This window comes from Chitinivibrionales bacterium, assembly GCA_035516255.1.
Lineage (GTDB): Bacteria > Fibrobacterota > Chitinivibrionia > Chitinivibrionales > FEN-1185 > FEN-1185.
Map to the genome: position 1 here is coordinate 62,933 of DATJAL010000016.1, position 10,885 is coordinate 73,817.

Annotated in this window: 11 protein-coding genes; 3 read left to right on the forward strand and 8 right to left on the reverse strand. The window is 57.1% G+C overall.

Translation table 11 applies throughout. From position 1 onward, the window contains the following. Positions 1–88 precede the first annotated feature (88 nt). Positions 89–2,254, forward strand: a complete 2,166-nt coding sequence (locus VLX68_05350; protein HUI91659.1) for a diguanylate cyclase — start codon at positions 89–91, stop codon at positions 2,252–2,254. 52 nt (positions 2,255–2,306) lie between these two features. Here VLX68_05350 and VLX68_05355 read toward each other — a convergent pair whose 3' ends face one another. The 8 genes from VLX68_05355 to VLX68_05390 form a co-directional block, all read right to left on the reverse strand. After that, positions 2,307–2,915 carry a hypothetical protein gene (locus tag VLX68_05355; GenBank protein HUI91660.1) on the reverse strand — a complete coding sequence of 203 codons (609 nt, stop codon included), beginning with the start codon at positions 2,913–2,915 and terminating at the stop codon, positions 2,307–2,309. A gap of 145 nt (positions 2,916–3,060) precedes the next feature. Continuing rightward, entirely contained in the window at positions 3,061–3,579 is a 519-nt protein-coding gene (locus tag VLX68_05360; protein HUI91661.1) for a hypothetical protein, read from the reverse strand. A gap of 43 nt (positions 3,580–3,622) precedes the next feature. Beyond that, entirely contained in the window at positions 3,623–4,024 is a 402-nt protein-coding gene (locus tag VLX68_05365; protein ID HUI91662.1) for an FMN-binding protein, read from the reverse strand. Positions 4,025–4,055: 31 nt separating this feature from the next. Next, entirely contained in the window at positions 4,056–4,775 is a 720-nt protein-coding gene (gene queC / locus VLX68_05370; protein HUI91663.1) for a 7-cyano-7-deazaguanine synthase QueC, read from the reverse strand. A gap of 1 nt (position 4,776) precedes the next feature. After that, positions 4,777–5,412 (reverse strand): radical SAM protein, encoded by a 636-nt coding sequence (locus tag VLX68_05375; protein ID HUI91664.1) that lies wholly within the window; start codon positions 5,410–5,412, stop codon positions 4,777–4,779. A 3-nt stretch (positions 5,413–5,415) separates the two neighbouring features. Beyond that, positions 5,416–5,784, reverse strand: coding sequence for a 6-carboxytetrahydropterin synthase (locus VLX68_05380; protein HUI91665.1), 369 nt, complete (start codon positions 5,782–5,784; stop codon positions 5,416–5,418). 117 nt (positions 5,785–5,901) lie between these two features. Next, entirely contained in the window at positions 5,902–6,735 is an 834-nt protein-coding gene (locus tag VLX68_05385) for an EFR1 family ferrodoxin (protein ID HUI91666.1), read from the reverse strand. Between the two features lie 138 nt (positions 6,736–6,873). Then, positions 6,874–7,473, reverse strand: coding sequence for a transposase (locus tag VLX68_05390; GenBank protein HUI91667.1), 600 nt, complete (start codon positions 7,471–7,473; stop codon positions 6,874–6,876). 250 nt (positions 7,474–7,723) lie between these two features. Between VLX68_05390 and VLX68_05395 the strand changes: the two genes are divergently transcribed. After that, on the forward strand, positions 7,724–8,155 hold the full coding sequence (locus VLX68_05395; GenBank protein ID HUI91668.1) for a hypothetical protein: 432 nt from the start codon (positions 7,724–7,726) through the stop codon (positions 8,153–8,155). 8 nt (positions 8,156–8,163) lie between these two features. After that, a complete protein-coding gene (locus tag VLX68_05400; GenBank protein ID HUI91669.1) occupies positions 8,164–10,647 on the forward strand; it encodes a DNA translocase FtsK in 2,484 nt (827 codons plus the stop codon). Positions 10,648–10,885 lie beyond the last annotated feature (238 nt).

The window sequence follows — 10,885 nt, forward strand, 5'->3', positions numbered from 1 at the left end:
TTTTTGACTCCGGCGCCCGGATAATAATAGATGAGAATGATTCCGGCAACAATGAAAATACATTGTTTTTCCCGAGGTGCGGGCCTGCATGAATAAAAGACCACCGAGCACGGCCAACGCCGCCCTTACGGTATTGTTCCTCGCCTGCGCCGCATTTTTCGCCTCGGGAGTGGCCGATCCCGCGCTTGTGAAAGTTCCCTTTCTTTCGTGGGCGCTGGGAATCCTGGCGGCCGCCTGCATGGCGGGCGTCATCGTGGCGGCGCGGGAGGAACTGATCCTGGTTCTCCGGCTGGGTCCGGCCTGCCTGATTGCGATGCTCGCCATCGCCGCAGTGCATTTGTCAAGCCATGGCGCCCTCTACGGCTATCCGTCGTCCCCGCTTTTCCTTTTGTACTTCGCCGCGGTCATCCTGTACGGAACGCTGGGCTCGGCATCGCAATGGCTCGTGGTGCTCGGCTCTATCCTTGGCGCCGAGATTGGTTCCCTGGTTGTCAACGGCTATTTCAACGTGTTCCAGTCTCCCGACTGGCTGCAACTGCTCGCGCACCGGATATCCCCGCTCTGGCAGCCCCTGGCGGCGCTTGTTATTTCGGGCCTTATTCCTTATTTTATTGTACGCCAGCGGAGGCCCGCAGCCAGCGCCCGGCAGGCTTCCCCGGCACCGGCAAAAACCGCGGCGCTCGCCATGGGCCCGCCAATGCCCACTCCCGTCGCCTCCCCCGCTCCGGGCAATTCCAAGAACCTTTTAATGGAACCGGACACGGGCATCTACAACAAATCGAGCATGGACGATCTTTTGTCAAGCGTTGTCTATTTCATGAGCAGGAATTTTAAGGCCTATTCGGCGCTCGGGTTTGTGTACGATGAGGTGAACCAGGTGTTCGCGCTCAATTCGTTCCATTCCAAGAGCCATGCCATCAACAACAGCATCGCGATTCCCCTCGGGAAAGGCCTCGTGGGCCGCGTGGGCGTGGAGAAAAACTCTTTTATGACCGGCGATCTGACCATGTACCCGGCCGAGCTTTTATATTATACCGCGCTCGAGCCCATCAACTCGGTGCTCGCGGTGCCCATCCTCTCGGACTCCCAGGAGCTCCTGGGCGCGCTCGTGGTCGACAGCCCCGACAAGCACTGCTTCAACGAGCAGCACAAGGACACGATGCGGCGGTTCTCGGTGCTCGCGGCCGCGTTCATCACCAACGTGCGCATGCGTTTCGAGCAGGAGCGGGCCGCGAGGAGCTTCCAGATCTTCTACGAGGCGTCGCAAAAGTTCATCACCGCGCTGCGCGCCGACCAGGTGTTCGAGGTGCTGTTCAGCATGGTGGGCCTCCTCACGCGCGCCGCGCGCATGATGCTCGTCACGTTCAACGAGCAGACCAAGCGCGGCGTGATCAACCGGATTGTGGGCGCCTCGCCGGAACTGCAGGAGGGGATGGAATTCCCCATCAACGCGGGCCTGTACTCGTACGCGTTTACAAAACGGACCATCGTCAACATGGGAAACCTTCCGTCGTACCGGGGGAAATATTACCGCTTCCTGCCCAACGAGGGGCGGAACCCGTCCATGCTGTCGCTCATCATCTTCCCGATCCTCGACGAGGAGCAGCGCATCCTGGGCCTGCTGTCGATCGAGAGCGACGCGGCAAACCAGTTCGCGGGCGAGACCGAAAAATACCTCTCAACGCTGCTGGGCAACGCTTCGGTGGCCATCGAGCGAGCGCACCTGTACCAGAAAATGGAAATGCTCGCCAGCACCGACGGCCTCACGTTGCTGTACAACCACCGAACCTTCCAGGAGCAGCTCGCCAAGGAAATCGAGCGCGCCCGGCGCTACAAGCGCCCCCTGTCGCTGCTGCTCATGGACATCGACCATTTCAAGTCGTTCAACGACACCTACGGCCACCCCGTGGGCGACCTGGTGCTCAAGGAAATCGCGCAGTGCATCAGGCAGTCCATCCGCGTCAACGATATCGCGGCGCGCTACGGCGGCGAGGAATTCGCCGTGATCATCCCGGAAACCGCGGGCGAGGGCGCCATGATCATCGCGGAGCGCATCCGCCGCACCGTGGAGCAGCGCGCCATTGTCTCGCTTGACAAGCAGCTCCACGTCACCATCAGCCTGGGCTGCGCGGTGATGCCCCAGCACGCCGCGGCGCAGCAGCCCCTCATTGACGCATCGGACAAGGCGCTCTATTTTTCCAAGGAGCACGGCAGGAACCATGCGACCATTTTCACGCCTGACATGCTGAAATAAAAAAGGGCGTCCAGCAGGACACCCCTTTGTCAACGTTGATCAAATCAGGAAATCACTTGCCGGATGCGGCCGCCTCCTTGTCCGCCTTCTGCGCCGCCGCGAGCGAGGACTTGGAAAAGGAGAAATACGCGAGCGTGATGTCTTCCAGCGGCTTGAGGTTGCGCTCGTCGGCATCCACCACCAGCTTGTATTTCGTCAAAAGCATCTGCCTAACGCCGGGCACCTTGTTCCCCTCCACGTCGATGGCCAGGTCGCACACCTTCCCACCCCTCGGCTTCACCTTTGCGCCGCCGGCGAAAACATAGTCGATGCTGTCAACCGGGAGCTTCACGGCGCCACCGCCGGTGTCGATCACGAACAAGGCGTTGCAGTCGACGCGGCCCTTGGCCGAGTAGCCGGAGCCCTCGATGTACCCGCTCGACATCACCGTGAGGTTGATGTCGGCATTGACGGGAAGGGAGTCCTCGCCCGGAAACTTCCGCACGAGCGTCACCGCGTCGTACTTGCCGATGAACATCTTCCAGTATTTGCAGCTGTCAAGCTTCCCGGTCTTCGCGTTGATCCAGAAGATCGGCTTCTCCAGCAGCGATTTTGCGGGCGCGGTTGCCGACATGACAAGCACCGCGCCGCCAATGAGCAGAATCATCCGTGAAAGTTTCATGATTGCCTCCCGAAAGTTAGGCGTTATTATCGAAGATTCATTTTATCGACTGTTATAGGAAAATAGTAGTTAGGATGCCGGAAACAAAATAAGCATCTGCTGGTGGAATGCGATTTTTTTCTGCGGACCCGTTCCTGTTGCCGCTTCATGCCCGTTCTTGCTTTATTTCATCTATCCTGAGGAGCACACCCTCGCCTGCCTTTTCCGTGGTGATGAGAAACCGAATACGAAAATCCCCGGTTATGTTGGCGAGGTCGGGATATGCCGGAACCTTTATATTGCTTTTGCCAGTGTTAATCGTGTTGGTGACGGTGTTCCGGATGGTGCAAGTCTTGCAATGAACGGTCTTTCCGCACCCACCCGGCAATGAAGCCCATCTGCACCCGATCGCGTCTCCACCGAGTTTGTCGTCCACTTCTTCCGGTTTTTTGCCCAGCGCCGATAGGGCGGCCGCGTTGCCGGCAATGACCCTTCCCTCCGCGTTCACCAGGAACACCGGCTCGGCAAAGCGGTTAAGGAACCGCCGGAGCGGCCTTGCCTGCGTCAACAGGAGCCTGCGCGCGCAATCAGGGCATATTCCGTGTGAAATCGGTTTGCCGCCGGAGTCGCGGCCGTTGTCCGAATCGTCAAGCAGCTTCCCGCACCATGCGCATACAGTTTTCATCCTGGTTCCCCCTCAACAAACCCCTCGGCCCTTTTTGGCGCGATCACTTCACAACGGCTCCCTGGTTCAGCGCGATTTCCACCGCCTTGCACATCGCCATGGTGTTCACGCTCGCGCCCGACACCGCGTCGATCTTCTCCGCCTGCTTCTCGATGATTTTTGCCGCAATCTTATCCGTCAATCCCTTGGTCGCCCGCATTGCAGGGTTGGTCTGTTTTATGCCAATGATCTTGTGGCCGGCCACCGCCACCTCGACGTCGTAATTCCACCTGCCCTTGTGGTACGAGCCGCGGTACACGCCGTCGGCCTTTTGGGAAAGATCGACGTTGGCGATAGTCAGCTTTTTGATCTCGCCCATGCCGATGCTGCCGACGAAGGCGCCGATGACCATAAGCGCGAGCAGCACGCCGGCGACTATTCCGGTGATCTTGAGCACTTTTTTCATCACAAACCTCCTTGGGGAAATACCTTTCTTTTCACTTTGTGTTCTCTGTGTCTCCGTGGCCATCTTTTTTGATGTATCTTGTCGGATCTTTTACCCCGGCCTGCTCAAACCCCTTTTTCCGCAGCAGGCAACTGTCGCAGGCGCCGCAGGCAAGCCCTGACGGCGCTGGATCATAGCAGCTGTGCGTGATGCCGTAATCCACGCCGAGCTTTTTGCCGCGCCTGATGATTTGCGCTTTTGTCAAATTGATCAGCGGCGCATGAATTTTGATTCTTATTCCCTCAACTCCCGCTTTGGTCGCAAGGTTGGCCATTTTTTCAAACGCGGCTATATAGAGCGGCCTGCAGTCCGGGTAGCCGGAATAATCAAGCGCGTTGACCCCGATGAAGATGTCCCTGCTGCCGATGATCTCCGCATAGGCAACCGCATAGGACAGAAAAATGGTGTTGCGCGCGGGAACATACGTGCTCGGAATCTCAGACCCGATTTTCTTAAGGGACCGTTTCTTCGGCACCGGTTTTTTCGAGGTAAGGGAGCTTCCCGCCAATACCGATTTGTCAATCTTGATTGTCAGATGGTTCTTGACGGAAAAGGATTTTGCCACGCGCTTCGCCGCCGCCAGTTCCGTGGAATGGCGCTGCCCGTAATCGAACGAGAGCGCGTGGATCTCGAAACCATGCGATCTGGCAATAGCGCAGCAGGTGGCCGAATCGAGCCCGCCGCTGAGGAGAACCACGGCTTTTTTCCGCATGTCAACGGCCCCTTGCGTCGCCCCAGATGAACTTGTGCACCTGCAGCCCCAGCCTCGCCACCGTGTTTTTCTCAAGCATCCATGCGGCAAGGTCCTTGGGCGCGAGGATGTTCCAGGCAGGCGAGAAAATAATGGTGCACCGGCCGGCCAGCCGGTATTGGGCGACAAAATCGACCGCCCATTCGAAATCGGCGCGGTCGCACAGCACGAACTTGCATTCGTCGTGCGGCCGCAGCTCGTTGAGGTTGGGCATGTGCAGCGAGCCGCCCGCGCCGCTGGCAGGGCTCTTGACATCAAGTATTCGTATGCACGGCTCGGGGAGCATGGAGATGTCCTTTGAGCCGTTGGTCTCCACGAGCACGGTGTGGCCGTCGTCGCAGAGCCGGCCGGCAAGGATGGCGGTCTCTTTCTGCAGCAGGGGCTCGCCGCCCGTGATTTCCACCAGCCGGCACTCCTGCGAGCGCACCCACGCGCAAACGTCGTCCACGCTCATGCTCGTTCCGCCCGTACGCGCATACCGCGAATCGCAATACACGCACGAAAGGTTGCAGCCCGCAAGCCGCACGAACGCGCACACCTCGCCCGCCAGCGTGGACTCACCCTGGATGCTCTTGAATGTTTCGCATACGGTAAGCATGGGTCACCGGTAATAGGCCGCAGTGTTGCCCGGCGTTTCGGTCACTTCCACGCGCACCATGTTGCAGCCATTGTTTGCGACAAGCGCCTCGAGCTTCTCAAAGATGTGCTGCGCGCAGTTTTCCGACGAGGGGTTCTGGTTCTTTTTCTCGAACAGCGCGTTGAGGTCGGAGTGGTCGAGCTCCTTGAGCACGTCGGTAAGCGCGGCCTTGAATGTGCGGAAATCCATGCCGATGCCGATCGGGTCGAGCTTTTCGCATCTGACAACGGCGCGCACCTGCCAGTTGTGGCCGTGCACGTTTTCGCACGGGCCGTCGTACCGGTTGAGGTGGTGGGCCGCGGAAAAGGAGGATTCGGTGGAGATTTCGAACATGAACTATCCTCTATCATATTGTTTGATGATTCATGACTAAAATTAATTATGACGCGTGAATATTACTATAATGATAAATGCTGATTTGCGTGATGTTTGATGAATGGAATGGTCCAATCATTTTGTCTTCCGCTGTTCAATAATTTCCGCCATGGTAACCTCCGGATGCCGGTAAAAATACCCCTTCTGCGCCACCGTCCCGATAATCGCCCGGTTCGGGCACCAGTTGTAGCAGGCAAGGCAGTTTTCGCAGTGATGCTGCCACTGAGGTCTATTGTCTGCCATTTTGATGTTCTTGACAGGACAGACTTTCGCGCAGATGCCGCAGCCGTTGCATTTGTCATTTATTTGAAAGCCCGCGTCTGCGCGATGGATGAGTTCCTCCACCGGCGTTTCCCGCGGAGAGACGGAGACTTTTGCCAAAGAATTTCTGACCAGCGAATTGAACAATGGGCGAAGCGGGATCAGGGCCATGTACCAAAGCTTGTCGGATAGTAAGCTGCCCGTTTGTCGCCGCGCAATTCTTGCGCCGATGGTTTCCAACTTTCTTTTAGAGGCAGCAAAAACTCTTTGATGATTCTCCCAAAACTTTCTAAACGCGTTTTGCGGCATGTGAACGCCGAAGGTTGCGGAAAGCCCCGCTCCGCGTGCGCGGAGAATGCGATGGAGATTCCTGAACGAATCGCCCATGCCGCCGCCGTAGGTGGCAACGGCGAAAATATATTGGGAAGGAAGAACGGAAAGCTTTTCGGCGAAGGTTTTTATGATGGGCGGCAAGCCGTTGTAATACACCGGAAATATGATGCCGATGGTGTCGGCGTCGGGTTTGATTTCTTTCTCGTCAATGACTGAAGCTATGGGGATTGTGCTTGCGCCGGACTTTTCCGCAAGGTCCCTTGCGACGCGGAGGGAATTGCCGGTGCCGGAGAAATAATAGATGGTGGTTTTCATATCATAATTATACTTGTGCTTGCAACAGGCCTGACCTAAAGATACAGGCCACCCTTTTTTTTATTTCAAATAGGTTTTATTAGGATATTTCGTGTGCCCCGACCTTCAGGTCGGGCCTCTGCCGGTTGTAAAAAGAATTTACCTAAAAGTAAATTGCTGCCTTTGCGGATTGAGCATCACAGCCGGCATGTTGAATCTATCTGGGATCAAACTACATTTGTTTATCCGGGCATATGCCGAAGACCATCGGTATTCCTCCGGAGTTGACGCCAATTTTTTTCTTACCGGATTGGCTTCGATGTAGCCTATCGAATCGCAGATAGCCTTTGCGTTCCAAAGATTTCGGTCAAATCCGCCGCCGTGCTGCCAGAACCTGAACACCTCTCGATTCCTTTCCAGAAGGATAAACGACTTAAAACGGTCTTTTTCATTAAATAAAATATGATCCCGATACCGTTTCGCCATCTTTCCTTTGATGTCATTCTGAATTCTCGAAATATCATAACTGGTTTTTTGCGGCCAAATCAGCAGATGAGCGTGGTTAGGCATCAAAACATAGGCCCATAAACTAAACAAGTGTTCATCTCCTGCTTTCTGCAATTCCGACAAGAAAAGCTCGCACGCTGTCTGATCGCTCAGATAAGAACGCTGCTTGTAGCATGAAAATGTCAGTTCATGTACATGACCGGCAACATTGTAATGAACCGGATGGACTTTTGGATTAAAACGATTATTCATGATTTCAATTTACAACTGTTCCATTCAACGGGCCCGACCTGAAGGTGCGGGCCACGCAATTCTTTTTCTATATGTCACACCCCTCAACACATCACCTTAAAAAACTATCTCTTCCATCCTTAAAAAGCAAATTTCCCCCGTTGAACAACATACCGCCTAATTCCAATTCCGTCTCCCCTCCCATTACTTATATTTTATAGCGAATATTCATTCATAATCGGCCAAATAAAAGGATGCCCTTTCCTTGCTCATGCCGAAAAAAAACAAACCCGATCTTGCCTCACAACAGGTCTACCGTGTGCTCGACGCGAACCTCAACCGGCTGCGCGAGGCGCTCCGCGTGATCGAGGAATATTACCGGTTCATGCGGCTCGACAAACGTTGCGCGGTCTCTCTCAAATCAATGCGCCATTCGCTTGACGCGGTTGAAGCCGGGATCGGCCGCGGTAACCTGCTTGCGGGCCGCGATACCGGTTCAGACCCGTTTGCGGACGGGAACCGGCCCGAGGAGCTGTTTCGCGCAAAGGCCGGCGACGTTCTTCGCGCGAATTTCAAGCGCGGCCAGGAGGCCGGCCGCGTGATTGAGGAATTTTTAAAAGTTACTTCTGCATCCGAGCTTTCAAAAAAGGCAAAGATCGTACGTTTCGCGCTTTATTCACTTGAAAAAAAGTTTCCGGAGTAATCGCTGCCATGGCAAAAAACGGCGACAAAACAGAAAAAGAAGACGACGACCTGGACCAAGACGACGTCGAGCCAGAGGAACAGGAAGAGAAGGCCCCGCGCGAGCGGCGGCCGTCGCGGCCCCGAAAGAAGCCCGTGTACGGCCATCCGGTATGGGGCATGGCGTTCATCGCGCTCGGCGTGCTGGTCCTTATCTCGCTTGTTTCCTTTTTTGTCAATAACACCGAAAACGTCCTCGGCCCGTATTTCGGCACCGGTATGGCAAAGGGACTCGTGTACCTGTTCGGCGCGCTGCCGTCGCTGCTGTTCCCGCTTTCCCTCTGCTTCATCGGGTGGAAAAACCTTGCCGGCACCGAGCTCAAGACCAATACCCTGCTGTTCATATCGGCGCTCGTCGTGGAGATATCGCTGGTGTTTGCCATCCACAACCTGCCCGCGCTCGCGCAGAAGAAATTCACCGTCACCGAGAACCTCATCGGCAACGCGATCACCGATGCGCTCCATTACCTGTTCGGCAGCCATGAGTTCGGCCCCTATTTTATTTCCTTTTTCGCAATCGCGATCACGGGACTGCTCTGCTTCCGCATCAACCCCGTTTCCGCCAGCGTGGCGGCGTACAAGTTCGTGATCGCCGCCGCGCTCTGGCTCGGCGGCGTTTTTTCACGGCCGAAACAAGGCCAGACGCCGGCCAGGGCCAAAGGCGCTGCCAAGCCCAAAAAGGCCGAGACTGCCGCGGCAGAGGCGGCCGGCGGCAAGGGCGAGGAAATTGACGAAGTGGAACACGAACGCCAGCTGCAACAGGAACGCGACCTGCAGGCGTTCAGGCAAAAGCTCAAGGAGCCCATCAAGATCACCACCATGGCCATCGAGCCCGAAGACGCCGGTGAAGCCGCGGCCGAACCGGTGCCGGAGGAAGCTCTTGACACAGGGGAAGCAGGCGGCCGCTCAAAGGCGCCCGTGCTGCCCGGCAAGCCCATCGAGAACCAGAACCCGTACCGCCTGCCCTCGCCCGACGTGCTGTCCACCCCGCCCGAAACCGCGCTGCAGGCCGACGAAAAATCCATCAACGAGAACTCGCAGATCCTCGAGCGCACGTTGCTCAACTTCGACATCGAGGGCAAAGTGAGCAACGTGTGCTACGGCCCGGTAGTGACGCGCTACGAGATCGAGCTTGCGCCCGGCGTCAAGGTGGCGCGCGTGCTCAACCTGCAGAACGACATCGCCATGGCCGTGGGCGGCCAGAAGATCCGCATCGAGGCGCCCATCCCGGGCAAGGCCGCGATCGGCATCGAGCTGCCGAACAAGACCAAGCAGATCGTGCACTTCAAGCACATCCTGATGTCCGACGCGTTCAAGAAGGCAAAGGCAAAGCTGCCCATGATCGTGGGACAGAACATCTCCGGCGTCCCGTTCGTCACCGACGTTGACAAAATGCCGCACCTGCTCGTGGCGGGCCAGACCGGATCGGGCAAGAGCGTGTGCATCAACGCCATTCTGTGCAGCCTGCTCATGACGAAAACGCCGCACGAGCTGCGCATGATCATGATAGACCCCAAAAAGGTGGAGCTCACTATTTACGAGGGCATCCCCCATCTCGTTTCGCCCGTGGTCACCGAGCCCAAGGAGGCGGTGAAGGCGCTGTACTGGGTGGTGATGGAGATACAGCGCCGGTTCGCGCTCCTTAAAAAACTGCGCGCGCGCGACATCGAGGGCGCCAACGCGCGGCTTGCGGCAAAAGAATACGCTGAGGAATCCCTTACCGAAGACGAAAAAATCGCGCTGCCGAGGATCGTCATCTTCGTCGACGAGCTCGCAGACCTCATGCTCACCGCGTCCAAGGACGTGGAAAGCCACATCCTGCGCATCGCACAGCTCGGCCGCGCAGCCGGCATCCACCTCGTGGTGGCCACGCAGCGGCCGTCGGTTGACATCATCACGGGGCCCATCAAGGCCAACCTCGCGTCGCGCATGGCGTTCCGCACCATTCAGTCGATCGATTCCCGCACTATCCTCGGCCACCAGGGAGCCGAGCAACTGCTCGGCGAAGGCGACATGCTGTTCCTGCGCAACGGCGCGCCCGACCTCGAACGGTATCACGGCGCATACATATCGGAAAAAGATGTCGAAAGCCTGGCAAAGGAGATCAACGACCAGCATTACGAAATGATCAAGTTCGAGAATTTCTCCGACCTTGTCGGCGACGCATCCGCCGGGCCCGACGGCTACAGCTGCGACGGCGGCCGGGACGATCTGTTCGATGAGGCCGCGCGCATGATCGTGAGCATGGGCCAGGGCTCAACGTCGCTTCTGCAGCGCAGGATGAAAATCGGCTACGCGCGCGCCGGCCGCATCATGGACGAGCTGCACCAGGCCGGCATCGTTGGCCCGCCCGACGGCAGCAAGATGCGCGAGGTGCGCATGAAGCCCGACGAGCTCGAGCATTTCCTGCAGGGCCAGAAATCGGGGGGCGCGGCAGGCGGGCAAAGTTTGTAACTATTTGTAAAAACAATTTTTTGGGATATTCGTAATTCTTTTTGTTGATTTTTCCGGGGGAGAGGTATCTCCCCCGGCCTCGACCTCCTCGCCCCTCACGGGGCTGCGGGGTCCTCGGCACTCCCCTCTCCTGGGTGCGGCCGGGTACCGCGAGTCGCAAGATTCACACATCCGTTGGGCGCACCCGCGGAGGCCGGTTGTCGAGGAAAATTTACTGTCAGTTGTTATCATTCAACGT

Bases quoted from the DNA above. Each gene is read 5' to 3' on its own strand.
- VLX68_05395 (HUI91668.1), top strand. From the start codon at position 7,724: ATGCCGAAAAAAAACAAACCCGATCTTGCCTCACAACAGGTCTACCGT.
- VLX68_05380 (HUI91665.1), bottom strand. From the start codon at position 5,784: ATGTTCGAAATCTCCACCGAATCCTCCTTTTCCGCGGCCCACCACCTC.
- VLX68_05400 (HUI91669.1), top strand. From the start codon at position 8,164: ATGGCAAAAAACGGCGACAAAACAGAAAAAGAAGACGACGACCTGGAC.
- VLX68_05375 (HUI91664.1), bottom strand. From the start codon at position 5,412: ATGCTTACCGTATGCGAAACATTCAAGAGCATCCAGGGTGAGTCCACG.
- VLX68_05365 (HUI91662.1), bottom strand. From the start codon at position 4,024: ATGAAAAAAGTGCTCAAGATCACCGGAATAGTCGCCGGCGTGCTGCTC.
- queC (HUI91663.1), bottom strand. From the start codon at position 4,775: ATGCGGAAAAAAGCCGTGGTTCTCCTCAGCGGCGGGCTCGATTCGGCC.
- VLX68_05360 (HUI91661.1), bottom strand. From the start codon at position 3,579: ATGAAAACTGTATGCGCATGGTGCGGGAAGCTGCTTGACGATTCGGAC.
- VLX68_05355 (HUI91660.1), bottom strand. From the start codon at position 2,915: ATGAAACTTTCACGGATGATTCTGCTCATTGGCGGCGCGGTGCTTGTC.
- VLX68_05385 (HUI91666.1), bottom strand. From the start codon at position 6,735: ATGAAAACCACCATCTATTATTTCTCCGGCACCGGCAATTCCCTCCGC.
- VLX68_05350 (HUI91659.1), top strand. From the start codon at position 89: ATGAATAAAAGACCACCGAGCACGGCCAACGCCGCCCTTACGGTATTG.
- VLX68_05390 (HUI91667.1), bottom strand. From the start codon at position 7,473: ATGAATAATCGTTTTAATCCAAAAGTCCATCCGGTTCATTACAATGTT.